Origin of the sequence: Pseudomonas sp. Root562 (assembly GCF_001427125.1) — a bacterium.
Classification (GTDB): Bacteria; Pseudomonadota; Gammaproteobacteria; order Pseudomonadales; family Pseudomonadaceae; genus Aquipseudomonas.
Genome location: NZ_LMGK01000012.1, coordinates 49,837 through 74,611 on the forward strand (window position 1 = coordinate 49,837; position 24,775 = coordinate 74,611).

Genomic DNA, 24,775 nt, shown 5'->3' on the forward strand with positions numbered 1-24,775 from the left:
ACACCAGAGAACCTGTGGGAGCTGACTTGCCAGGCCTCTTGCCAGGCCTCACAGGCATGATGGTGTGACCAAGGTGTCAGCTACACCAGAGAACCTGTGGGAGCTGGCTTGCCAGCGATTGGGGTCACCTCGGTTTCAGCACTCCACGGCGCTCACCGCCAACCCACCCCGCGAGGTCTCCTTGTATTTGTCATGCATATCGGCACCGGTATCACGCATGGTGCGAATCACCCGGTCCAGCGAAATGAAATGCTGACCATCACCGCGCAGAGCCATCTGCGCGGCGTTGATTGCCTTGACCGCGGCAATCGCATTGCGCTCGATGCACGGCACCTGCACCAGGCCGCCCACCGGATCGCAGGTCAACCCAAGATTGTGCTCCAGACCGATTTCCGCCGCGTTGCACAGTTGCTCCGGTGTTGCGCCAAGGATTTCCGCCAGCCCTGCCGCCGCCATGGCGCAAGCCGAACCGACTTCACCCTGGCAGCCGACTTCGGCACCGGAGATCGAAGCGTTCTTCTTGCAGAGAATCCCGACCGCTGCCGCGCCGAGGAAGTAATCGACGACATTGGCGTCGGTCACGTCTTCGCTGAATTTCATGAAGTAGTGCAGCACCGCCGGAATGATTCCCGCCGCGCCATTGGTCGGCGCCGTGACCATGCGCCCGCCGGCGGCGTTTTCTTCGTTGACCGCGAGGGCGAACAGGTTGACCCACTCCATGGCGCTGAGAGTGGAGCCGATCACGTTGGGCTTGTTCAGTTCCTGCAAGCTGCGATGCAACTTGGCCGCGCGCCGCCGCACGTTCAGGCCACCGGGCAGAATGCCCTCGTGCTTGAGGCCGTGTTCGACGCAATCCTGCATGGCGCGCCACAGCGTCATCAGGCCGCTGCGGATCTCCTCTTCGCTGCGCCAGACCTTTTCGTTGGCCAGCATCAATTGCGCCACGCGCAGGTTGTGCTTCTTGCACAGTTCCAACAGCTCGGCGGCGCTGGAAAAGTCGTACGGCAACACCGTGCGATCAAGGTCGACGACTCCGCTGGAGGCCTGTGCCTCGTCGACGACGAAACCGCCGCCGACCGAATAGTAGGTGTCACGATGCAACTCGCCTTCATCGCCTTCGACAACCAGGGTCATGGCGTTGGGATGGAACGGCAGGTTTTCGTCAATCAGGCGCATGTCCCGAGCCCAGATGAACGGCACCGACAGGCGTCCGTCGAGCAACAGCGTGTCGGTCTCGCGCAAGGTGGCGATGCGGATGCCGATTTGCGACGGATCGATCGCGTCCGGCCACTCGCCCATCAAACCCATGATCACTGCGTTGTCGCTGCCGTGACCAATGCCAGTGGCGGACAAAGAACCATAGAGCTGAACTTCAACGCGCCGCACTTGCTCAAGCAGTCCCCGCTCGCGCAAACCCTGGACGAACAGCGCCGCCGCGCGCATCGGCCCCACGGTGTGCGAACTGGAAGGGCCGATGCCGATTTTGAACAGGTCGAAAACACTGATAGCCATTACTGCCGGACTCCTGGATGTGCCAACTCCAGGCGCAAAAGCGCCCGGTGACGGAGCTGCTACGCTCAAGCTGCAATCCGTCAGGATGGCCGCATCATCAGGCTTTTGACGTGTCGTTCGACGTCTCACACCGACGCACTCATGTCCACGAACGCCGCGTGTCTTTTACGTCGCGAATTCGCCGTTTTTTTGCGACTCAGACGGACAAAAGAGCCCGAAAAAAGCTGTAAACGACGTCACTGACACTGGATGCGACCATCCCTGTACTGGTTACGACGCACCCTGTAGGCGTCAGATTTTCACTGGTACATGATCGTATCGACTCGATTGCAAGGCGCCGTGGTAGAGCTGTCTCCAAAACGCCATCCAACCGCAACCTATAAGTGCGGTGGTCCAATCGGAACACTGCCAAAAAAAACACCAAGGAGTCCATCCATGAAAGGTTCTTCGTCGTTGTTGTTGGCCGTCATGCTTAGTCTGCCGGTTCTGGCGCAAGCCGCCGAACCGGCCCAATGCAGCACCGTAAACTTCTCGGATGTCGGCTGGACCGACATCACAGCAACGACCGCGACCACCAGCGTCGTGCTCAACGCCCTCGGCTACAAGACCAAGACCACCATGATTTCCGTGCCCGTGACCTACAAGTCTCTGGCCGACGGCAAGAACATGGACGTGTTCCTGGGCAACTGGATGCCGACCATGGAAAACGACATCAAGGCCTACCGCGAGGCCGGCACCGTAGAAACCGTACGCACCAACCTCAAGGGTGCCAAATACACCCTCGCCGTTCCCCAGGCCCTGTACGACAAAGGGCTGCATGATTTCGCCGACATCGCCAAATTCAAGAAAGAACTCGACGGCAAGATCTACGGCATCGAGCCGGGCAACGACGGTAACCGGCTGATCCAGAGTATGATCGACAAGAACGCCTTCGGCCTGAAAGACGCTGGTTTCAAGGTCGTCGAGTCCAGCGAGGCGGGCATGCTGTCGCAAGTCGACCGCGCACAGAAACGCGACACCGCCGTGGTGTTTCTGGGCTGGGCACCGCACCCGATGAACAAGCGTTTCAAGATTCAATACCTGACCGGCGGCGACGACTTCTTCGGCCCCGACTTTGGCGCCGCTACCGTGGCGACCAACACCCGCAAAGGCTACGCCGAAGAATGCAGCAACGTCGGTCAGCTGCTGAAAAACCTCGAGTTCACCGTCGACATGGAAAGTGAACTGATGGGCAACATCCTGGACGACAAAATGAAGCCTGACGCGGCCGCCAAGGCCTGGCTGAAAAAGAATCCCCAGGTGCTCGATACCTGGCTCGCTGGCGTGACCACCATTGACGGTAAACCTGGCCTGGACGCCGTGAAAGCCAAGCTGAATCAGTAATCGCTTACGCCGGGCGGGCTAGCCCGCCCGGGCTGTTTATTTCCTTGCATGCGGACGTTCACTACCATGCTGATTGATCAGAAAATACCTTTAGGCCAGTACATTGCAGGCTTCGTTGAATGGTTGACGCAACACGGCGCCAACACCTTCGACGCAATTGCCGTGTCACTGGAAACGATGATCCACGGCGTGACGTTTGCGCTGACCTGGTTCAACCCGCTGGTCTTGATCGGCCTGATCGCACTACTGGCACACTTCATCCAGCGTAAATGGGGGCTGACCGCCTTCGTCATTGCTTCCTTCCTGCTGATCCTCAACCTGGGATACTGGCAGGAAACCATGGAAACCCTCGCCCAGGTGTTATTCGCCACCCTGGTCTGCGTGTTGATCGGCGTGCCGTTGGGCATCGTCGCCGCGCATAAACCGATGTTCTACACCATGATGCGTCCTGTACTCGATCTGATGCAGACCGTACCGACCTTCGTGTACCTCATTCCTACCTTGACCCTCTTCGGTCTGGGTGTGGTCCCGGGCCTGATCTCGACGGTGGTGTTCGCGATTGCCGCGCCCATCCGCCTCACTTACCTGGGTATCCGCGATGTGCCGCAAGAACTGATGGACGCCGGCAAGGCCTTTGGCTGCTCGCGTCGCCAACTGCTCACACGGATCGAATTGCCCCACGCCATGCCGAGCATCGCAGCCGGCATCACCCAGTGCATCATGCTGTCGCTGTCGATGGTAGTGATCGCGGCACTGGTGGGCGCCGACGGACTCGGCAAACCGGTGGTCAACGCACTGAACACTGCTGATATCGCCCTGGGCTTCGAAGCAGGCCTGGCGATCGTACTGCTGGCGATCATGCTCGACCGTATCTGCAAACAACCCGACGCCAAAGTAGGGGGTGACGCATGAGCATTATTCGCTTCGAAGACGTCGACGTGATCTTCACCAAAGATCCGCGCGAAGCACTGAAACTTCTCGACCAGGGCCTGACCCGCAGCGAGATCCTGAAAAAGACCGGGCAGATCGTCGGCGTCGAAAAGGCCAGCCTGGATATCGAAAAAGGTGAAATCTGCGTCCTGATGGGCTTGTCCGGCTCAGGCAAGTCCAGCCTGCTGCGTTGCATCAACGGCCTCAACACCGTCAGCCGCGGAAAGTTGTTCGTCGAGCACGAAGGCAAGCAGATCAACATTGCCTCCTGCTCCGCCGCCGAACTGAAAATGATGCGCACCAAGCGCATCGCGATGGTGTTCCAGAAGTTCGCCCTGATGCCTTGGCTGACGGTGCGCGAGAACATCAGTTTCGGCCTGGAAATGCAGGGTCGTCCGGAGAAGGAACGCAAGAAACTGGTCGATGAAAAACTCGAACTGGTAGGCCTGACCCAGTGGCGCAACAAGAAACCCGATGAGCTGTCGGGCGGTATGCAGCAGCGCGTGGGCCTGGCCCGTGCGCTGGCGATGGACGCCGATATCCTGCTGATGGACGAACCGTTCTCGGCACTCGACCCGCTGATCCGTCAGGGCCTGCAAGACGAACTGCTGGAGCTGCAACGCAAGCTGAGCAAAACCATCGTGTTCGTGAGCCACGACCTCGACGAAGCCCTGAAGCTCGGTAGCCGTATTGCGATCATGAAAGACGGCCGGATCATCCAGTACAGCAAACCGGAAGAAATCGTCCTCAACCCGGCGGACGACTATGTGCGGACCTTCGTGGCCCATACCAACCCGTTGAACGTGCTGTGTGGTCGCAGCCTGATGCGCACCCTGGACAACTGCAAACGCATCAACGGTTCGGTGTGCCTCGATCCGGGCGGCGATTCGTGGCTGGACCTGGCTGAAGGCAACACCATCAAGGGGGCTCGCCAGAACGGCTCGGCGCTGGACTTGCAGAACTGGATCCCGGGGCAGGCAGTCGAAGGCCTGGGTCGCCGACCGACGCTGGTGGATTCGAATATCGGCATGCGTGATGCGCTGCAGATCCGCTATCAAACGGGCAACAAGCTGGTCTTGCACGACAACAACAAAGTGGTCGGCATCCTTGGCGACAGCGAGCTGTACCACGCACTGCTCGGCAAGAACCTGGGGTAAGGCAACTGACACAAAAACGCCGCGAGAGATCGCGGCGTTTTTGTTAGTACAGATAAATGACCTGCAATACTGACAACTGTGGCGAGGGAACTTGCTCCCGCTGGGCTGCGATGCGGCCCCATAACCAGAGACTGCGCTAGTTCAGACAGACCCCGTGAACCGGATTTACGACTGCTTCGCTGCCGAGCGGGAGCTAGCTCCCTCGCCACACAGGTCTGCGCTGCATTGATTGCACCGCAGCGCCTCACACCTTAGCTATTTTTGATCGTTCCCACGCTCTGCGTGGGAACGATCATGACTTGCATTGATTGCACCGCAGCGCCTCACACCTTAGCTATTTTTGATCGTTCCCACGCTCTGCGTGGGAACGATCATGACTTGGAATACCGACAACTGTGGCGAGGGAGCTTGCTCCCGCTGGGCTGCGAAGCGGCCCCATAACCAGAGACTGCGCTAGTTCAGACAGACCCCGTGAACCGGATTTACGACTGCTCCGCAGCCGAGCGGGAGCTAGCTCCCTCGCCACACAGGTCTGCGCTGCATTGATTGCACCGCAGCGCCTCACACCTTAGCTATTTTTGATCGTTCCCACGCTCTGCGTGGGAACGATNTTGCACCGCAGCGCCTCACACCTTAGCTATTTTTGATCGTTCCCACGCTCTGCGTGGGAACGATCATGACTTGGAATACCGACAACTGTGGCGAGGGAACTTGCTCCCGCTGGGCTACGAAGCGGCCCCATAACCAGAGCCTGCGATAGTTCAGACAGACCCCGTGAACCGGATTTACGACTGCTCCGCTGCCGAGCGGGAGCAAGCTCCCTCGCCACACAGGTCTGCGGTGCATTGATTGCACCGCAGCGCCTCACACCTTAGCTATTTTTGATCGTTCCCACGCTCTGCGTGGGAACGATCATGACCTTGGAGTACTGACAACTGTGGCGAGGGAGCTTGCTCCCGCTGGGCTGCGAAGCGGCCCCATAACCAGAGCCTGCGATAGTTCAGACAGACCCCGTGAACCGGATTTACGACTGCTCCGCTGCCGAGCGGGAGCAAGCTCCCTCGCCACACAGGTCTGCGGTGCATTGATTGCACCGCAGCGCCTCACACCTTAGCTATAGACCCGGCCAAGCAGCTGCCGATGGCTTTCGAACTGATCGAGTACGTCCCGTGTGATCTGCTCCTGGGTGAAGCCCATCAGGTCGTAGTCCTGGCTGCCGTTGTGCAGGTACACCTCTGCGCGGTAATAACGCTGACGCGCCTCATCAGACTGGGCCGATTCAGTCGGCGTTGCCAGATAGCCGTCCAGGCTGACTTCGTAGACAAACGGATTGCCCTCTTCCATCTCGACCCGCACACCCATGCAACGCTTGGACTTGCCCAGCAGCGTCTGCACTTGCAGGCCTTGCGCACGCATTTGCGTGGTCGCGTCCTGCAAGGCCGGCGTCACATGCTTGTCCATGAAACGCTGGACCACCGACTGGCTCGGCTGCAGGTCCAGTTGGGTCAGGCGCTCGCTGAAGCCACGGCGACCGCGCGCGGCCAACTCCGCTTGCTCCTGTTCGATCTGCACGTCCTGGCGCATGGCCTTGTGCAGGCCGAACATGAAGCACACCAGCACCACCGAGAACGGCAGACCGGCCAGCACCACCATGGTTTGCATGGCTTCGAAGTTACCGGCGAACAACAGGCCGATGGTCACCAGAGTGATCACTACCGACCAGAAGATCCGCAACCAGTGCGGCGCATCTTCGTCGACGTTACCGCCCTTGCAGGAAAGATTCGCCATCATCACCGCGCCGGAATCCGCCGGGGTCAGGAACAGCACGAAACCGACGAAAATCGACACGCCGATCACAACCTTCGACGCCGGGTAGTGCTCCAGCAACTGGTAGATCGCCATGGACGGCTGTTCCAGCGCCGTTTTCCCAAGCTCTACCGCCCCATGGTTCATCACCAGGTCCAGGGCCGAGTTACCGAAGATCGACAGCCATGCCAGGGTGAAGCCCAGCGGAATCAGCAACACGCCGGCAACCAGTTCACGCACGGTACGCCCACGGGAAATACGCGCGATGAACATGCCTACGAATGGCGCCCAGGAAATCCACCAGGCCCAGTAGAACAAGGTCCACAGGCCCAACCAACGGTCGGACTTGGCACTGTCGCCTTCGTACACATACAGATCGAATGTCTTGAGCACCACGCCATTGAGGTAGTCACCGACGTTCTGCACGAAGCCGTTGAGCAGATGCAGGGTCGGGCCGAACAGCAGCACGAAAATCAGCAAGCCGCTGAACAGAACGATGTTGAGGTTGGACAGGCGACGAATACCGTTTTCCACGCCCGACACGGCAGCAATCGTTGCCACGGTGCTCATCACAATGATCACGATCAGCAGATTGGTATTGCTGTGCTCCATGCCGAACAGGTTTTCCAGGCCCGACGATACCTGCAGCGAACCAATCCCCAGGTTCGTCACCAACCCTAGCAGGGTGACGAACATGCCAAAGCCGTCCACCGCATGACCGGCGGCACCCTTGACCCAACGCTCGCCCACCAGCGGATACAGCGCCGAACGCAATGCCAGCGGCTGGTTATGACGGTACGCAAAATAGGCAACGGCCAGCCCCACCAGCGCATAGATCGCCCAGCCATGCAGGCCCCAGTGCAGGAACGTCAGCTGAACCGCCTGACGCGCCGCAAGGTTGCTGGCGGCTACGCCTTCCGGCGGGTTGAAGTAATGGTCCAGAGGCTCGGATGCGCCAAAGTACAACAGCGAAATGCCGATACCGGAAGAAAACAGCATCCCCGCCCAGGCGCCGTAGCTGAAATCCGGGGTATCGTCCTTGCTCCCCAGTTTCAGTTTGCCGTAGGACGAAAAAGCCAGGCCCACCACGAAAATCAGATAGGCGGCGATCACCACCATGTAATACCAGCCAAAGCTGCGTGACAGCCAGGCTTGCGCTGTACCGAGCATTCGACCGGCCTCTTGCGGGGCGATGATCAGAATGGCGGTCAACAACAGAATCAACGCGGTGGAGGTGTAGAACACCCAACCGTTGACCGTCACCTTCTCGGGTGGGGTCTTTATTAGTGAGGCAGAACTCATGGCACAGATGCTCCGGGCAGTGCGGGAGAAGATCACAAGGCAGCGCGTGACCCGACCAATCGGTTAGTTGGCAGCCGACCAGCGGGTGTTATAAAGACACCCCGAAAAAGCCCGAAACCCCAAAAGCGCCGTGGCGTATAGGTTTCGAGCCGTTTTAGATGTCGGTTTTTCGTCATTTATGCGTAGGAAAAATCTGTAAGCAGCGACGAATTGTCGCAGATCTTATTCTTTGTTGATTGAACGTTCAATCAAAACAAAATAGACTGGCCCTCAGTCCGACAGACGTTTTGCGTCTGCCGGAAGGCCTAAGGAGATGTGCAAGATGCCCAAGGTCGGTATGCAACCCATCCGCCGCCAGCAATTGATCGAAGCCACTTTGCTGGCCGTCGATCAGGTCGGAATGGGGGACGCCAGCATTGCGCTGATCGCCCGTTTGGCCGGTGTCTCGAATGGCATCATCAGTCACTATTTTCAGGACAAGAATGGCCTGATCGCCGCCACCATGGGGTACCTGATGACGGTCCTGAGCGAGAACGTCACCGCGCGCCGACAGGCGCTGAAAGATGACAGCCCGCGAGCGCATCTGCAGGTGATCATCGAAGGCAACTTCGACGCCAGCCAGGTCAATGGCCCGGCAATGAAAACCTGGTTGGCCTTCTGGGCAACCAGCATGCACCAACCGTCTTTGCACAGGTTGCAGCGGATCAACGATCACCGTCTGTATTCCAACCTGTGCTGCCAGTTCCGCCGCGTGTTGCCGCTCAATGATGCGCGCACCGCCGCCCGCGGCCTGGCAGCGTTGATTGACGGTTTGTGGTTGCGCGGCGCGCTGTCGGGAGACGCTTTCGACACCGAGCAGGCGCAACAGATCGCTTACGAATACATGGATATCCAACTGGCCAAGCGGGTGAGTTAGAGCACACATAGAACGCTCAACCACCGGACCGCGCCAATCACTGATGCACTTGCGAGGACTTTATGGCCCGTTTCGAACTGCAAAAACTCTACATCGATGGTGCGTACAGCGACGCCAGCAGCGACGCCACTTTCGAAGCCATCAACCCGGCTAACGGTGAAGTCCTCGCAAAAGTCCAACGTGCTACCTTCGACGACGTTGAGCGTGCCGTCGTCAGCGCCGAAAAGGGCCAGAAAATCTGGGCTGCCATGACCGCCATGGAGCGTTCGCGCATCCTGCGTCGCGCCGTGGAAATCCTGCGTGAACGCAACGATGAACTGGCTGCCCTGGAAACCCTGGACACCGGCAAGGCCTACTCCGAAACCCGTTACGTCGACATCGTTACCGGTGCCGACGTGCTGGAATACTACGCAGGCCTGGTGCCGGCCATCGAAGGCGAGCAGATTCCGCTGCGCACCACGTCGTTCGTGTACACCCGTCGCGAGCCGCTGGGCGTGGTGGCCGGTATCGGCGCCTGGAACTACCCGATCCAGATCGCCCTGTGGAAATCCGCACCAGCCCTGGCGGCCGGTAACGCGATGATCTTCAAGCCAAGCGAAGTCACTTCGCTGACCACCCTGAAACTGGCCGAGATCTACACCGAGGCCGGCGTGCCGAACGGCGTGTTCAACGTCCTGACCGGCAGCGGCCGTGAAGTCGGCACCTGGCTGACCGAGCACCCGCGCATCGAGAAAGTCTCGTTCACCGGCGGCACCGACACCGGCAAGAAAGTCATGGCCAGCGCTTCGAGCTCTTCGCTCAAGGACGTGACCATGGAGCTGGGCGGCAAGTCGCCGCTGATCATCTGCGACGACGCCGACCTCGATCGCGCCGCCGACACCGCGATGATGGCCAACTTCTACAGCTCCGGCCAGGTCTGCACCAACGGCACTCGCGTGTTCGTACCGGCGCACCTCAAAGCGGCTTTCGAAGCCAAAATCGTTGAACGCGTTGCGCGCATCCGCATCGGTAACCCGCAAGACGAAAACACCAACTTCGGTCCGCTGGTGAGCTTCGCCCACATGGAAAGCGTGCTGGGCTACATCGCCAAGGGCAAGGAAGAGGGTGCCCGTCTGCTGTGCGGCGGCCAGCGTCTGACTGACGGTGAATTCGCCAAAGGTGCGTTCGTCGCGCCGACCGTATTCACCGACTGCACCGACGACATGACCATCGTGCGTGAAGAAATCTTCGGCCCGGTGATGGCGATCCTCTCCTACGAAACCGAAGAAGAAGTGATCCGCCGCGCCAACGACACCGACTTCGGCCTGGCCGCCGGTATCGTCACCAAGGACCTGAACCGTGCGCACCGCGTGATTCATCAACTCGAAGCCGGTATTTGCTGGATCAACGCCTGGGGCGAGTCCGATGCGAAGATGCCGGTCGGTGGCTACAAGCAGTCGGGTGTCGGCCGTGAGAACGGCATCAGCTCACTGAACAACTTCACCCGCATCAAATCGGTACAGGTCGAGCTGGGCGATTACGTCTCGGTGTTCTGATCTGACGCAGTTCTGAAGTTGCGGCCCTTGTGGCGAGGGAGCTTGCTCGCGCTGGGCTGCGAAGCGGCCCCAACTTCAGACACCGCGTTCATGCAGACACAACACAGTCGCTGACTTTGCGACTGCTGCGCAGCCGAGCGGGAGCAAGCTCCCTCGCCACAACGATCGGCAACTCGGCGCGCGACCTGAACCAACATCAAAGAGGGTGCATTCAATGTCCCAAGAATTCGACTACATCATCATCGGTGCCGGCTCGGCCGGTAACACCCTGGCGACCCGTCTGACCGAAGACGCAGGCGTCACCGTCCTGCTGCTCGAAGCCGGCGGCCCGGACTACCGTTTCGACTTCCGCACGCAAATGCCTGCGGCGCTGGCGTTTCCACTGCAAGGCCGTCGTTACAACTGGGCGTACGAAACCGATCCAGAGCCACACATGGACGGGCGTCGCATGGAGTGCGGTCGCGGCAAGGGTCTGGGCGGTTCCTCGCTGATCAACGGCATGTGCTACATCCGCGGCAACGCCATGGACTACGACGGCTGGGCAAAACTGCCAGGCCTGGAAGACTGGTCGTACCTGGACTGCCTGCCCTATTTCCGTAAAGCGGAAACCCGCGACATCGGCCCGAACGACTACCACGGTGGCGACGGCCCGGTCAGCGTGACCACGCCAAAAGCCGGCAACAACCCGCTGTTCCACGCCATGGTCGAAGCCGGCGTGCAGGCCGGTTACCCGCGCACCGAAGACTTGAACGGTTATCAGCAGGAAGGCTTCGGTCCGATGGACCGCACCGTAACGCCGAAAGGCCGTCGTGCCTCCACCGCTCGCGGTTACCTGGACGTGGCCAAAAAGCGTTCGACCCTGACCATCGTTACCCACGCCCTGACCGACAAGATTCTGTTCGAAGGCAAGCGTGCGGTCGGCGTGCGTTACCTGGTCGGCGACGCCGAAGAACGCGTTGAAGTCAAAGCACGCAAGGAAGTGCTGCTGTGCTCCGGCGCCATCGCTTCGCCGCAGATCCTGCAGCGCTCCGGCGTCGGCCCGGCCGAGTTGCTGAACAAGCTCGACATTCCGGTGGTCCACGACCTGCCGGGCGTCGGTGAAAACCTGCAGGACCACCTTGAGCTGTACCTGCAATACGCCTGCACCCAACCGGTCTCGCTGTACCCGTCGTTGCTCTGGTACAACCAGCCGGCGATCGGTGCCGAGTGGTTGTTCAACGGCACCGGAATCGGCGCCAGCAACCAGTTCGAAGCCGGCGGTTTCATCCGTACCCGTCCGGAATTCGAATGGCCGAACATCCAGTACCACTTCCTGCCGGTGGCGATTAACTACAACGGCAGCAACGGTGTGAAAGAGCACGGTTTCCAGGCGCACATGGGCTCCATGCGTTCGCCGAGCCGCGGGCGCATCCAGGCCAAATCCAAGGACCCGCGCCAGCACCCGAGCATCCTGTTCAACTACATGGCCACCGAGCAGGACTGGCAGGAATTCCGCGACGGCATCCGCCTGACCCGTGAAATCATGCAGCAACCTGCACTGGACGCCTTCCGCGGTCGCGAAATCAGCCCGGGCATCGAGGTGCAAACCGACGAGCAACTGGACAAGTTCATCCGCGAACACGCCGAAACCGCGTTCCACCCGTCCTGCTCGTGCAAGATGGGCACCGACGAGATGGCCGTGGTCGATGGCGAAGGTCGTGTACATGGCCTGCAAGGCCTGCGCGTGGTCGATGCCTCGATCATGCCGATCATCACCACCGGCAACCTCAACGCGCCGACGATCATGATGGCCGAGAAAATCGCCGACAAGATCCGTGGCCGCAAGCCGTTGCCACGCAGCACTGCCACTTACTACGTGGCGGGTGGCGCACCGGTGAAGGGCAAGCCGATGCGTGAAGTTACCCAGACCGCTTAAGACGCTCCACCGCACCCTGATCGTTCCCACGCTCTGCGTGGGAACGCAGCCCGGGACGCTCCGCGTCCCAAAGCGTGACGCGGAGCGTCACAAGAGGCGTTTCCACGCAGAGCGTGGGAACGATCATCAATCTGCTCCCTCCTTGATCCCACCCCCCGCACAGGCCTACTCTAGCGCCACGCAATCGTTTCACTCCTCCCCCTCGCAACACCGCTTCGCCGTCACTCCATACCAAGGAGGTTCCCGAATGTTCGATTTCCAACCCCAGCTCATGCAGCGTTTTGCTGCGTTGCGCACGGGCGCTGAATTCTTTTCCCTGCGTTACGTGCGCGAGTCCGGCCAGTACCTGTCGGTACGCAAGAACGTCGCCGAGCCGCCGAGCCTGAGCCGTGACGAAGGGGCGATGCTGACTGCCCGGGTCAATGGCGTCGAAGCCTACGCCGCGACCAATGACCTATCGCAACAAGGCCTGCAAGCCGCGCTCGAACGCGCCGAACAGCAGGCTCGCCGGCTCAAGCCTCATGCCTTGCTGGACCTGCGCGAACAAGGCGTTTCCAGCGACCGAGCCGATTACTTTTCACCGAACCTCGACCAGCCCTTCCCGTCCCTGAGTGACTGCTACGCATTGCTCAGCGCCGAATCCGCTTCCGTGCCCAAGGACGATCGCCTGGTGAACTGGCAGGTGAGCATCGGCATCACCAATGTCGAGCAGATTTACCTCAACAGTGCCGGCGCCGAACTGCGTCAGGCCCAGCGCTTCGTCTACCCCGGTCTTGATGTCACCGCCTACGACGGCAACGACAGCCAGACCCGAACGCTCGGCCGGGAAAACTTCGGCCAACAGGGCGGCTTTGATGTCATCAGCCGCTGCGGACTGATTGGCGCGGGGGTAAAAGTTGCCGATCAAGCCTTGCAGTTGCTGCTGGCGCCGAACACACCGCAAGGTCCGCGCGACCTGCTGCTGATGCCCGACCAGATGATGTTGCAGATCCACGAATCCATCGGCCACCCGCTGGAACTGGACCGTATCCTCGGCGACGAACGCAATTACGCCGGCACCAGTTTCGTCAAGGCTGAAGACTTCGGTCACCTGCAGTACGGCTCGAAGTTACTCAACGTGACCTTCGACCCGGACATCCCCGAGCAGCTCGCCAGCTACGGCCATGACGACGACGGCACGCCGGCCAGCAAACAATTCCTGATCCGCGAAGGCCGGTTGCTGCGCCCATTGGGCGGCGCGCTGTCGCAATTTCGCGCCGGCATGGACGGCGTCGCCAACAGCCGCGCCTGCGGCTGGAACCGTCCGCCGATCGATCGCATGGCCAACCTCAACATCGAACCGGGCGATCAGCCGCTGGAGCAACTGATCGGCGGCATCGAGCACGGCATTCTGATGAGCACCAACCGCTCATGGTCCATCGACGATGCGCGCAACAAATTCCAGTTCGGCTGCGAATGGGGCCAATTGATTGAAAACGGCGAACTCAAAGGCGTGGTGAAGAATCCCAATTACCGGGCGATCTCCGCGCAGTTCTGGAAGAGCCTCAGCGCCGTCGGCGATGCCAACACTGTCAAGGTCCTCGGCACGCCGAATTGCGGCAAGGGTGAACCGAATCAGGTGATCCGCGTCGGCCACGCTTCGCCGGCCTGCGTATTCAGCAACGTTGATGTATTTGGGGGGGACGCCTGATGAGCACTGCGAAATCTCAGGTCGAATCATTCAAGGCCCTGGTCGCCGGATTGCGCGCAGCCCTGCGCGAACCGGAACAGTTCACCCTCAGCTACGCCGCCGAGTCATCGGCCTTTGTGCGTTTCAACCACGCCAAGGTGCGGCAGGCCGGGCAAGTGCAGCAGGCGAGCATCGGTTTGAAGCTGATCAACGATGGCCGTCACGCCGACCTGCAAATCACCCTGGCGGACGATCCGGCAGTCGACCTTCAGCGTCTGACCGAAGGCCTGCAACAGCTGCGTGAAACCTTGCCGCTGCTGCCCAAGGATCCGTACCTGCTGCTCAATTACAACGGCTGGCAAAGCAAGAATGTGCAGGAACATCCGCTGCCGGACACCGAGCAGGTGGTCGCCGAAATCACCCAAGCCGCTGAAGGTCTGGATCTGGTCGGTTTCTATGCCGCCGGGCCGATCAGCCGAGGCTTTGCCAGTTCCGCTGGCGCGTTCGGCTGGCATCAGGCCAACAGCTTCAACTTCGATTTCAGCCTGTTCCATGAAAACGACCAGGCAGTGAAGGCCAGCTATGCCGGGCATCACTGGAGCAGCGAAGGTTTTGCCAAGCGTTTTCAGCTGGCTCGCGAACAACTTGAGTTTCTCGGGCGACCGCTGCGCACATTGGCGCCCGGTCAGTACCGCGCTTATCTCGCCCCCGCCGCGCTGGAAGAAATCATGGGCATGCTGTGCTGGGGCGGTTTTTCCGCGCAGTCGATTGCCAGCAAAAGCAGCCCATTGCAGAAGCTCTATGGCGGCGATCAACACTTCAGCCCGCTGGTCTCGCTGGAGGAAAAGGTCAGCGGTTCGCTGAGCCCGGCGTTCTCGGATGAAGGTTATCCGCGCAGCGATCTCAAATTGATCGTCGAGGGCCAGGCCGGCGCACAACTGGTCGGTTCACGCAGCGCCGCCGAATACGGCTTGACCGCCAACGGCGCCAGCGGCGGCGAATCGCCGAGTGCGTTGGATTTGAAGGCCGGTGATTTACCCGAAGCAGACGTCCTCAGGCAGCTCGGTACCGGTTTGTACATCAGCAACCTGTGGTATCTGAACTTCTCGGATCAACCGGCGGCACGCCTGACCGGCATGACCCGCTTCGCGACCTTCTGGGTGGAGAACGGCGAGATACAGGCGCCGGTCAGCACCATGCGTTTCGATGACAGCGCTTTCAGCCTGCTCGGTTCGCAGCTGGAAGCGCTGACCCGGGAGCGCGAGTTGCTGTTGTCGGCCAGTACCTACAGCCAGCGCGCGACGGCCTCGGCGTTGTTGCCGGGGGCGCTTGTCAGCCGGTTGACCTTGACCCTCTGAACCTGCTCGTTCCCACGCTCTGCGTGGGAATGCAGCCCGGGACGCTCCGCGTCCCAAAGCGTGACGCAGAGCGTCACAAGAGGCATTCCCACGCGGAGCGTGGGAACGATCATTACCGACAACCAGAGGTCCCATGCCCAACCGCCCGCCTCTCGATCCTGTCACCGCCCGCTGGGTGCCGTGGGTCGTCGCCATTGCCTTCTTCATGCAGTCCCTCGACGGGACGATCCTCAACACCGCCCTGCCAGCCATGGCCCGGGACCTGGCGGAAGATCCGCTGCGCATGCAAGGCGTGATCATTGCCTACATGCTGACGGTGGCCTTGCTGATTCCCGCCTCGGGCTGGATTGCCGACCGCTTCGGCACCCGGAAAATCTTCTTCAGCGCGATTCTGCTGTTCAGCCTCGGCTCGCTGCTCTGCGCATTGTCGACCAGCCTGACCCAGTTGATCGGCGCCCGGATCATCCAGGGCCTGGGCGGCGCTCTGATGCTGCCGGTCGGGCGGCTGGTGGTGCTGCGCGCTTACCCGCGTTCGGAACTGGTGCGGATCATGGGCTTCATCACCATTCCCGGCCTGCTCGGCCCGCTGATCGGCCCGACCATGGGCGGCTGGATGGTGCAGTTTTTGACCTGGCACTGGATCTTCCTGATCAACCTGCCGGTGGGCCTGATTGGTTGCTACGCCGTGTGGAAATTCATCCCTGACCTGCGCGGCTCCGAGCGTACGCGCTTCGATAGCCTGGGGTTCTTGCTGTTCGGTGCGGCGATGATCCTGATCACCATCGCCATGGAAGGTCTGGGCGAACTGCACCTGCCGCACCTGCGGGTGATGTTGCTGTTGTTCGCCGGCATGGCGTGCCTGGCGGCGTATTGGCTGCGCGCCGGGCATATCGAGAATCCACTGTTTGCGCCATCGCTGTTCAAGACCCGGACCTTTGCCGTCGGTATCCTCGGCAACCTGTTCGCTCGCCTGGGTAGTGGCGCGCTGCCGTTCCTGGTGCCGTTGCTGCTGCAAGTGGCGTTGGGGTATTCGCCGTCCCAGGCCGGGATGAGCATGCTACCGCTGGCAGCGGCGGCAATGATCGCCAAGTGGGTGGCGCGGCCGCTGATTGAACGTCTGGGCTACCGCATCGTGCTGACCGGCAACACCCTGGCACTGGGCATCATGTTGGCGAGCATGGGCCTGGTCAGCGAACAGACGCCTTATTGGCTGCTGCTGTGCCTGCTGGCGATCCTTGGCGCGATCAACTCTTTGCAGTTCACGGCGATGAACACCGTGACGTTGATCGACCTCGACGACGCCAGCGCCAGCAGCGGCAACAGTCTGCTATCGGTGGTCGCGCAATTGTCCCTGAGCCTGGGCGTGGCCTGTGCCGGTGCGTTGCTCGGCGGGTTCAGCGCGCAAATCGGAAAAGACGGCGTGGACACGGTTCTGGGCGCGTTCCAGCTCACATTCGTGACGGTGGGAATCATGGCCATGCTGGCGGCTACGATCTTCTCCCAACTCTCGAGAGAAGACGGACGGCGAGTCAAACGTCCGGAAGAACACATCGAGCCTTAGGGCTAAAGGCCATCGGACTGGTACACTGCGCGACATTTTGTTTTGCAGGCCAGTCCCGTGACCACCATCGCCACCGAATTTAATACTTTGCCGCTGTCCGCCGCCATGCTGGCTAACCTCGACTCCCTCGGTTATGCCCAGATGACGCCGATCCAGGCGCAAAGCTTGCCGGTGATCCTCAAGGGAATGGACCTGATCGCCCAGGCCAAGACCGGCAGCGGCAAAACCGCAGCCTTTGGTATCGGCCTGCTGAACCCGATCAATCCGCGCTACTTCGGCTGCCAGGCACTGATCCTGTGCCCGACCCGCGAGCTGGCCGACCAGGTCGCCAAGGAAATCCGTCGCCTGGCCCGTGCCGAAGACAACATCAAGGTCCTGACCTTGTGCGGCGGCGTGTCCCTCGGCCCGCAGATCGCTTCGCTGGAACACGGCGCGCACATCATCGTCGGCACGCCGGGGCGCATCCAGCAGCACCTGCGCAAGGGTTCGCTGGTCCTGCACGGCCTGAACACGCTGATTCTCGACGAAGCCGACCGCATGCTCGACATGGGTTTCTACGACTCCATCGAAGAAATCATCATGCAGGCCCCGGAGCGCCGCCAGACCCTGCTGTTCTCCGCCACGTACCCGGTGGGCATCAAGCAGCTGGCCTCGAAGTTCATGCGCAACCCGCAGCAAGTGAAAGCCGAGGCGTTCCACGACGACACGCAGATCGAGCAGCGCTTCTACGAAATCTCTCCGGAAGAGCGCATGAGCGCCGTGACCAAGGTCCTCGGCCACTTCCGCCCGGCGTCCTGCGTCGCGTTCTGCTTCACCAAACAGCAGGTTCAGGAAACCGTCGACCACCTGACTGCCAAAGGCATTTCCGCGGTCGGCCTGCACGGCGACCTGGAACAGCGTGACCGCGATCAGGTGCTGGCCATGTTCGCCAACCGCAGCACCTCGGTACTGGTGGCCACCGATGTCGCGGCCCGCGGCCTTGATATCGATTCCCTGGACATGGTGATCAACGTCGAGCTCGCCCGCGATTCGGAAATCCACATCCACCGCGTCGGCCGTACCGGTCGTGCCGGTGAGAAAGGCATCGCGATCAGCCTGGTCGCGCCGTCCGAAGCCCAGCGTGCGCAGGCGATCGAACAGTTGCAGAAATCGCCGCTGACCTGGGATCAGGTGGACAACCTGACCAATCAGGGCGGCGGCCCACTGCTGCCGCAGATGAGCACCCTGTGCATCGGTGCTGGCCGCAAAGACAAGGTTCGGCCAGGCGACATTCTCGGCGCACTGACCGGTGATGCCGGCATCCCGGGCGCGCAGGTTGGCAAGATCGCGATTTTTGACTTCCAGGCTTACGTGGCCGTGGAACGCGGAATCGCCAAGCAGGCCTTGCAGCGCTTGAACGACGGCAAGATCAAAGGCCGCTCGCTGCGCGTGCGTATCCTGTGACCCTGATCATTCCCACGCTCCGCGTGGGAATGCATCCCGTGACGCTGCGCGTCACATGACGGCGGACGCAGAGCGTCCATGGCGGCATTCCCACGCAGAGCGTGGGAATGCTCGAGAACAGTTGAGGACACCGTTTTGCGCTCTACCGAAGTCGTGATCATTGGCGCTGGCGCCGCAGGGTTGATGTGTGCGCTGACCGCCGCCGGGCGCGGGCGCAAGGTGTTGTTGCTTGACCATGCCAACAAGGCCGGCAAGAAAATCCTGATGTCGGGCGGTGGCCGCTGCAATTTCACCAACATGTACACCGAGCCGAGCAATTTCCTGTCGCAGAACGCGCATTTCTGCAAATCGGCGCTCGCCCGCTATACCCAATGGGATTTCATCGGCATGGTTGCCAAGCACGGCGTGCCATATCACGAAAAAAAACTCGGTCAGTTGTTCTGCGACAACAAGTCCAGCGACATCCTGCAAATGCTGCTCGACGAGTGCGATCAGGTTGGTGTCAGCCTGCACCTGGACACGTCGATCCAGAGCATCGAGAAACTCGAGAAGGGCTATTTGCTCGACACCACCCTCGGTCAGATGACGTGCGAATCGTTGGTGATCGCCACTGGCGGCCTGTCGATCCCAACCCTGGGCGCCACCGGTTTCGGCTACCAGGTGGCCAGGCAATTCGGTCACGAACTGCTGCCCACCCGCGCCGGCCTGGTCCCGTTCACCATCACCGATCAACTAAAGGAACTGTGCAGCGAACTGTCCGGTACCTCGGTGGATTGCCTGGTGAGCTGCAACGACCAAAGCTTTCGCGAGAACATTCTGTTCACTCACCGCGGCCTCAGTGGTCCGGCGATTTTGCAGATTTCTTCGTTCTGGGAATCCGGCGATACGGTCGAGATCAACCTGATGCCCGACCATGACGCAGCGCACTGGTTGCAACAGCAACAGGCCGAACGTCCCAACAGCGAGCTGAAAACCCTGCTCGGGGAAATCTTCACCAAGAAGATGGCCAACCTGTTGGCGGACAACTGGTTCGTCTCCAAACCGATGAAGCAGTACACCCACGCAGAAATCGCCGCCATCGCCGAAAAACTGGCGAGCTGGAAGGTCGTACCTGCCGGCACCGAAGGCTATCGCACCGCCGAAGTGACGCTCGGTGGCGTGAATACCAACGAAGTGTCGTCCAAGACCATGGAATCGCTGAAAAGCCCGGGCCTGTATTTCATTGGCGAAGTGCTGGACGTGACCGGGCATCTGGGCGGCTTCAACTTCCAGTGGGCGTGGGCTTCCGGCTACGCGGCCGCACAGTACGTCTGACGACCGTCTTTCAAATGTGAAGCACCATCCCTGTGGGAGCTGGCTTGCCAGCGATGAGGCCAGTACATCCGACATCTTTATTGACTGTCAGTCCGCTATCGCTGGCAAGCCAGCTCCCACAGGGTTCTTTGTTGACTTTAAAGAATGCGCTCGGCGGAGGATCTCAAAGGAACAAATTTTGCTGCCCAATGTGATCGGCGCCATTGCGTCGGCGTCATTAGTGGCTCAATTTAGCGTCATTGCCTCGGAAGGCCTTCGCACTTCATGTCATCGACTTCATTCCGTCAGTCTCTGCGTCGCCTTTGGGCGCTGGATAAATTCAGTTACAGCGTGCGGGTGTTCATCGCCCTGACCGGTACCATGGCGCTGTGTTGGTATCAGGATGAAATGGGGCTGCTGATCCCGTTGTTCCTCGGGATTATCGCCAGCGCCCTGGCTGAAACCGATGACAGTTGGCAGGGCCGTCTCAACGCCTTGGCGGTGACGCTGGTATGTTTCGCCGTTGCCGCGCTGTCCGTCGAACTGCTCTTCCCCTACCCCTACCTCTTCATCATCGCCTTTGCGCTCGCCGCGTTCTGCCTGACCATGCTCGGCGCGCTGGGCGAACGCTATGGCGCGATTGCCTCGGCGACGCTGATCCTGTCGGTCTACACCATGATCGGCGTGGATCAGCGCGGTGGCGCGGTCACCGATTTCTGGCACGAGCCACTGCTGTTGGTGGCCGGTGCGGCCTGGTACGGCGTGCTGTCGGTGTTGTGGCAGGCGTTGTTTTCCAACCAGCCAGTACAGCAGAGCCTGGCACGGTTGTTCCGCGAACTGGGCTTCTACCTGAAGCTGAAATCCTCGCTGTTCGAGCCGATCCGGCAGATGGACGTGGAAGCCCGTCGCCTGGAACTGGCGCAACAGAACGGTCGCGTGGTCGCCGCACTCAACGCCGCCAAGGAAATCATCCTGCACCGGGTCGGCAACGGTCGGCCGGGCTCGAAAGTCAGCCGTTACCTGAAGCTGTACTTCCTCGCCCAGGACATCCACGAACGCGCCAGTTCTTCGCACTACCCTTACAACGCCCTGGCCGATGCGTTTTTCCACAGTGACGTGCTGTTTCGCTGTCAGCGCCTGCTGCGCCAGCAAGGCAAGGCCTGCCGGGCTTTGGCCGAATCGATCCAGATGCGTCAGCCGTTCACCTATGACGCCAGTTTCGCCGAAGCGCTGAGCGACCTGCACGCCTCTCTCGAACATTTGCGCATCCAGAGCAACCCGGCGTGGCGCGGGTTGCTGCGCTCATTGCGGGCGTTGGCGGCGAACCTTGGCACCCTCGATCGTTTGTTGAGCGACGCCAGTAACCCCGACGCGCTGGCGGACGCCACGGACAGCAGCCTGCTCGACCGCTCGCCGCGCAACTTGAAGGATGTGTGGGTTCGATTGCGCACGCAGCTGACGCCGACTTCGCTGCTGTTCCGCCATGCCCTGCGCTTGCCCCTGGCCTTGAGCATCGGCTACGCGATGGTGCATTTGATCCATCCGTCCCAGGGTTACTGGATCATCCTGACGACCCTGTTTGTTTGCCAGCCTAACTACGGCGCCACCCGCCGCAAGCTCGGCCAACGGATCATTGGTACCGCCATCGGCCTGACCCTGGCCTGGGCGCTGTTCGACCTGTTCCCGAACCCGCTGATCCAGTCCTGCTTCGCCATCGCCGCCGGGATCGTGTTCTTTACCAACCGCACCACCCGCTACACCCTGGCGACAGCGGCGATCACCTTGATGATTCTGTTCTGCTTCAACCAAGTGGGCGACGGCTACGGACTGTTCCTGCCACGACTGTTCGACACCTTGCTGGGCAGTCTGATCGCCGGGCTGGCGGTGTTCCTGTTCCTGCCGGACTGGCAGGGTCGACGCCTGAACAAAGTGCTGGCCAACACCCTGACCTGCAACAGCATTTACCTGCGCCAGATCATGCAGCAATACGCCGCCGGCAAAAGCGACGACCTGGCTTATCGCCTGGCCCGGCGCAACGCGCACAACGCAGACGCAGCGCTGTCGACCACCCTGGCCAACATGCTGATGGAGCCTGGGCATTTTCGTAAGGAAGCGGATGTGGGTTTCCGTTTTCTGGTGTTGTCGCACACTTTGCTCAGTTATCTGTCTGGTCTGGGTGCGCACCGTGAAACCCAGTTACCGGCGGATGTGCGCGAACAACTGATCGAAGGCGCCGGTGTGAAACTGGCTGCCAGCATCGACGAAATCGCCCAGGGCCTGGCGAGCAAATCCGCCATTGCGATTCAGAGCGATGAGGAAGAGGCGCTGGCCAATGAACTCGAACAGATGCCCGATGAAATCGATGAAGGCCAACGGCTGGTGCAGACGCAACTGGCATTGATCTGCCGGCAACTGGGGCCGCTGCGTACGTTGGCGGCGCATTTGATCAAGGATACGAGCGAAGACTGAGATTTGCGGTGGCTAGTCGGGCCTGATCGCTGGCAAGCCAGCTCCCACAGGGAATTGAGTCAGGCACTGATCTGTGTAAACCATCAAACACTGTGGGAGCTGGCTTGCCAGCGATCAGGCCGCCAGCCCCACCTACATCCCGTGCTGCCTGAGCAATCGCTCGTAACTCCCGTCCGCCTTCATCGCCGCAATCGCCCGATCGAAGCCTGCGACGATCTGTTCATTGCGTGGATTCTTCAGGCTGACCAGGATGTGCAGGCCATTCTCGCTCAGTGGCTTGGGCAGAAACTCCACGGCGTTGCGCACTTTGACGGGCTCACGAGCCAAGTAGTACCGCGCGACGTATTCGTCTTCCAGGGTCAGTTTGACCCTGTCGGCGGCAACCATTCGCACGGCCATCGCGAAACTGTGCACCGGGATCTTTTGCAGGGACTGGTCTTCGTCGAACGCTGGTGAATAGGCATAACCTCGCACCACGGCTATCGGATAGCTGTGCAGTTGCTGCAAATTGCTGTATTCGATGGGCGCATCTTTGCGCTTGAGAAAACGGATGCGATTGACCAGATACTCACCGGAAAACTTGCCCAGTTTCGTCCGCTCATCGGTGTACCAGGCATTGACCAGCACATCGTATCGGCCCTCGCTCACGCCCAGCAATGCGCGCGCCCAAGGCACCTGCTCGAATTCACTGGCATAACCAGCCCGCGCCAGTGCGGTGCTGACAATGTCGGTGGCCAACCCGCCGTTGACCAATGTTGCGTCGGTAAACGGCGGCCACGCATCAGCCACCAGCCGCAGCTTCTCTGCTGCCGCACTTTGCGTCAGCAACAGCAATCCGATCAAAGCAAAGGCTCGATGCAATCGCGGCATGCTAGAAAATCCTTAGCGGGCGGCTACCCGACGTGTTTTCAGCCAAAACCCAAGACCCGGTACCCGCACCAACAGGCACTAAAACGGTAGCTCATTCAAGCCACTGCGCATCGCTTGATCCCAGATTACACAAAGAAGACAACGCCGCGAAAAATGAATGATGGCATTTTGGTCTTTGTCACAGATTTCTCTGCCATAAAGACATCCATCGTCTGGACGCTTAGTATCGGGGGAGACGTTTTCAGGGAATCAGAACATGACAATCGATTGGGTCTGCAAACACCATAGCGATCTGGGCAAAGAACAGCTGTACGCCATTTTGCAGTTGCGCAGCGAAGTGTTCGTCGTTGAACAGAAGTGCATTTATCAAGATATCGATGGCCAGGATCTGGAAGGTGATACCTGCCATGTGATGGCGTGGGACGGGGATCGACTGGTGGCGTACCTGCGCTTACTCGATCCTGAACTACAGGGCGGCGACGTGGTGATCGGACGCGTGATCATTGCGCCCCAGGCTCGCGGCACCGGGCTCGGCCATGGGCTGATGGCTCAGGCATTGAAACAGACGCAAAAACGCTGGCCGGATATGCCGGTGTATCTCTCGGCGCAGGCGCATTTGCAGGGGTATTACGGGCGGTACGGATTTGTGGTGGCAGGAGAGGAGTATGTCGAGGATGGCATTCCACATATCGGCATGCGTCGCTCCTGAGAGCCCTATCGCTGGCCAGCCAGCTCCCACAGTGATTGCCGGTGCATCGCAAATTTGCAGTCCGCCTCGGAACCTGTGCGAGCGGGCTTGCCCGCGATAGCGTCAGCACTGCAGCGAAAATCTCAGGGATACTCCAATACGTTTTTTATCTGCCGCAAATTTCGCTCGATCCACCCCCGATCAATCGCGCCCCAATCGCGAATCCGGTAACGGCCGGCATGATTGCGTGCGCCTTCTTCCTGCTCGAATTCGCAAACGATATCCAGGTCCGCCAGCGCTGCGATGGTGTCCTGCGCGGTGCGTCGGGGCATACCGGTGATATCGGTCAGCGCCGGAACACTGCTGGCCAGGCCGCTGTCGATCAGGTACGCCACGTACAAGCGGCGGTAGAAGCTGCTCTTGGTCTTGCTAACGTCCGTCACGCTTGCTCCTTTTTGTAGATCTTTCATTGCATGTCGCGCCACGTCAGGTACACCCGCACATCGAACTCCACCTGGTGATACCCCGGTAGCATGTGTTCGCACAACTTGTAGAACGCCTTGTTGTGATCGGACTCTTTGAAATGCGCCAACTCGTGAACCACGATCATTTTCAGAAACTCCGAAGGCGCTTCCTTGAATAGCGAAGCGATGCGGATTTCCTTTTTCGCCTTGAGCTTGCCGCCTTGCACCCGGGAGATCGTAGTGTGCAGTCCGAGGGCACGATGCGTCAGGTCCAGCCGATTGTCGAACAACACCTTGTCGATGGCTGGAGCGTTGCGCAGGTATTGCTGCTTGAGATCCAGTGCGTAGGTGTAAAGCGCCTTGTCGCTCTGCACACCGTGCGTGTCCGGATAACGTTTGCTCAGGTACTCGCCCAGGCGACCGTCGGCGATCAGTTGGCGCACCTGGTCCTGCAAGGAAGCGGGATACGCCTGGAGGTATTTCAAAGCAGTCATCGCAGCGGCA

Annotated in this window: 18 protein-coding genes; 13 read left to right on the forward strand and 5 right to left on the reverse strand. The window is 60.3% G+C overall.

The features are described 5' to 3' along the window. Nucleotides 1–135: 135 nt before the first annotated feature. Nucleotides 136–1,512, reverse strand: a complete 1,377-nt coding sequence (locus ASD60_RS10325; protein WP_056853902.1) for an L-serine ammonia-lyase — start codon at nt 1,510–1,512, stop codon at nt 136–138. A 435-nt stretch (nt 1,513–1,947) separates the two neighbouring features. Here ASD60_RS10325 and ASD60_RS10330 point away from each other — a divergent pair, with 435 nt between their 5' ends. From ASD60_RS10330 to choV, 3 genes are all read left to right on the forward strand, one after another. After that, nucleotides 1,948–2,895 carry a choline ABC transporter substrate-binding protein gene (locus tag ASD60_RS10330; protein ID WP_056853903.1) on the forward strand — a complete coding sequence of 316 codons (948 nt, stop codon included), beginning with the start codon at nt 1,948–1,950 and terminating at the stop codon, nt 2,893–2,895. Between the two features lie 66 nt (nt 2,896–2,961). After that, entirely contained in the window at nt 2,962–3,807 is an 846-nt protein-coding gene (choW, locus tag ASD60_RS10335; RefSeq protein WP_056853904.1) for a choline ABC transporter permease subunit, read from the forward strand. Beyond that, complete coding sequence (gene choV, locus ASD60_RS10340; RefSeq protein WP_056853905.1) at nt 3,804–4,982, forward strand: choline ABC transporter ATP-binding protein; 1,179 nt, start codon at nt 3,804–3,806, stop codon at nt 4,980–4,982. The genes choW and choV overlap by 4 nt, the downstream gene beginning before the upstream one ends. Nucleotides 4,983–6,092: 1,110 nt before the next feature. Here choV and ASD60_RS10345 read toward each other — a convergent pair. Further along, on the reverse strand, nt 6,093–8,033 hold the full coding sequence (locus ASD60_RS10345) for a BCCT family transporter (protein WP_177435023.1): 1,941 nt from the start codon (nt 8,031–8,033) through the stop codon (nt 6,093–6,095). Nucleotides 8,034–8,412: 379 nt separating this feature from the next. Here ASD60_RS10345 and betI point away from each other — a divergent pair, with 379 nt between their 5' ends. The 9 genes from betI (at nt 8,413) to yccS (ending at nt 22,249) form a co-directional block, all read left to right on the forward strand. Then, nucleotides 8,413–9,006, forward strand: coding sequence for a transcriptional regulator BetI (gene betI / locus ASD60_RS10350; protein ID WP_056853907.1), 594 nt, complete (start codon nt 8,413–8,415; stop codon nt 9,004–9,006). Between the two features lie 62 nt (nt 9,007–9,068). Further along, nucleotides 9,069–10,541 carry a betaine-aldehyde dehydrogenase gene (gene betB, locus ASD60_RS10355; RefSeq protein WP_056853908.1) on the forward strand — a complete coding sequence of 491 codons (1,473 nt, stop codon included), beginning with the start codon at nt 9,069–9,071 and terminating at the stop codon, nt 10,539–10,541. Nucleotides 10,542–10,755: 214 nt separating this feature from the next. Then, nucleotides 10,756–12,456: a choline dehydrogenase gene (gene betA / locus ASD60_RS10360; RefSeq protein ID WP_056853909.1), complete on the forward strand. Its 1,701-nt coding sequence runs from the start codon at nt 10,756–10,758 to the stop codon at nt 12,454–12,456. A gap of 247 nt (nt 12,457–12,703) precedes the next feature. Beyond that, entirely contained in the window at nt 12,704–14,146 is a 1,443-nt protein-coding gene (locus ASD60_RS10365) for a TldD/PmbA family protein (protein WP_056853910.1), read from the forward strand. Next, nucleotides 14,146–15,483 carry a TldD/PmbA family protein gene (locus ASD60_RS10370; protein ID WP_056853911.1) on the forward strand — a complete coding sequence of 446 codons (1,338 nt, stop codon included), beginning with the start codon at nt 14,146–14,148 and terminating at the stop codon, nt 15,481–15,483. The genes ASD60_RS10365 and ASD60_RS10370 overlap by 1 nt, the downstream gene beginning before the upstream one ends. Before the next feature lie 133 nt (nt 15,484–15,616). Beyond that, a complete protein-coding gene (gene mdtD, locus ASD60_RS10375) occupies nt 15,617–17,044 on the forward strand; it encodes a multidrug transporter subunit MdtD (protein ID WP_056853912.1) in 1,428 nt (475 codons plus the stop codon). Between the two features lie 105 nt (nt 17,045–17,149). Beyond that, complete coding sequence (gene dbpA, locus ASD60_RS10380) at nt 17,150–18,487, forward strand: ATP-dependent RNA helicase DbpA (RefSeq protein ID WP_236708449.1); 1,338 nt, start codon at nt 17,150–17,152, stop codon at nt 18,485–18,487. 135 nt (nt 18,488–18,622) lie between these two features. Then, nucleotides 18,623–19,801, forward strand: coding sequence for an NAD(P)/FAD-dependent oxidoreductase (locus ASD60_RS10385; RefSeq protein WP_056853914.1), 1,179 nt, complete (start codon nt 18,623–18,625; stop codon nt 19,799–19,801). Between the two features lie 264 nt (nt 19,802–20,065). Further along, on the forward strand, nt 20,066–22,249 hold the full coding sequence (gene yccS, locus ASD60_RS10390; protein ID WP_056853915.1) for a YccS family putative transporter: 2,184 nt from the start codon (nt 20,066–20,068) through the stop codon (nt 22,247–22,249). Between the two features lie 132 nt (nt 22,250–22,381). On the opposite strand, the gene ASD60_RS10395 is transcribed toward yccS, so the two are convergent. Then, nucleotides 22,382–23,119, reverse strand: coding sequence for a substrate-binding periplasmic protein (locus tag ASD60_RS10395; protein WP_056853916.1), 738 nt, complete (start codon nt 23,117–23,119; stop codon nt 22,382–22,384). A gap of 256 nt (nt 23,120–23,375) precedes the next feature. Between ASD60_RS10395 and ASD60_RS10400 the strand changes: the two genes are divergently transcribed. Further along, a complete protein-coding gene (locus ASD60_RS10400) occupies nt 23,376–23,828 on the forward strand; it encodes a GNAT family N-acetyltransferase (protein ID WP_056853917.1) in 453 nt (150 codons plus the stop codon). Nucleotides 23,829–23,950: 122 nt separating this feature from the next. On the opposite strand, the gene ASD60_RS10405 is transcribed toward ASD60_RS10400, so the two are convergent. Beyond that, nucleotides 23,951–24,250, reverse strand: a complete 300-nt coding sequence (locus ASD60_RS10405; protein WP_442965993.1) for a winged helix-turn-helix domain-containing protein — start codon at nt 24,248–24,250, stop codon at nt 23,951–23,953. Between the two features lie 23 nt (nt 24,251–24,273). Then, the gene (locus ASD60_RS10410) at nt 24,274–24,765 is read right to left on the reverse strand and encodes a M48 metallopeptidase family protein (protein WP_056853919.1); all 492 of its coding nucleotides are present in this window, start codon (nt 24,763–24,765) and stop codon (nt 24,274–24,276) included. Nucleotides 24,766–24,775: the final 10 nt, after the last annotated feature.